1 protein-coding gene is annotated in these 790 nt (G+C 58.2%); it reads right to left on the bottom strand.

Annotated elements, in window-relative coordinates; translation table 11 throughout:
- Nucleotides 1-346: peptidoglycan recognition family protein (locus D1159_RS19020; protein WP_243152415.1), on the bottom strand; the 346-nt coding region annotated here is incomplete at its 3' end.
- Nucleotides 347-790: the final 444 nt, after the last annotated feature.

Here is a 790-nt window from a genome sequence, read left to right as displayed (position 1 = left end):
CCGGGTCAAAATACCACGTCCCCGACTTGTCCTTGCGGCAGCACATCTCAATGCCGATGCTGTTGGCGTTGCGGCATTTGGGGTGCTTGTATTTCCCGTCGCTGCGCCCGCAGTGCCAGGCGGTGTGGCCCTCCGGCACGCTCTGGTAAATGGCCGCGCCCGGGCCGTGGTCTACAAAATAGTGGGCGCTGGCCCCGATACCGCCCCTGCTGCCGTAGTACTGGGCGTTCTCCCTGGCATTGCCCAGCGCCCCTACATAGTGGATTGCCAGATAAGTAATCGGTTCCCTGCGCCCCCTGGTGTCGTTCTCCGGGTGGCACAGGCGGCTTTTGTTGATCTCCAGCAAATAAAAAACCTCCGTTCCGTCACCTTGACAAAAAGGGGGCGTGTACGTATAATAAAGACAGAAAGGGCGCTGCTACAGGCGGTCAGCCCTACAAGCTAAACAAGGTTAAACCTGCTAGCCGTTCGGGGGCCACCGAGCGGCTAGCACGCTTTTGGGCCTATGTAGACCAGCAGCCACACGACTGCCAGAAACACAACCACGAAGCGCAGGGCTTTCGCCCAGCGTCCGTCTCCCATCCGCATCACCTCCCTTCTCAGGGAAGTGGCCAACCGCCATTTATGTAACAGCGCCCTGCCCCTTTTCGGGGGCCTGTCCATCATACCATCACGCGCCGCATTTTGTCAAATACTGCCGCCCCCTAGGGGCGGCTCAGCCTGTCGAAAAAGTCTGCCCTTCGGCAGACTTTTTCATATAAACGAGGTAAAATAGAGCAGGGTGAGAAAA

Source organism: Pseudoflavonifractor sp. 524-17 (assembly GCF_009935845.1).
Taxonomy (GTDB): Bacteria; Bacillota; Clostridia; order Oscillospirales; family Oscillospiraceae; genus Pseudoflavonifractor_A.
The sequence above is the reverse complement of the archived record's forward strand: the minus strand, read 5'-3'. Positions and strand labels throughout refer to the sequence as shown.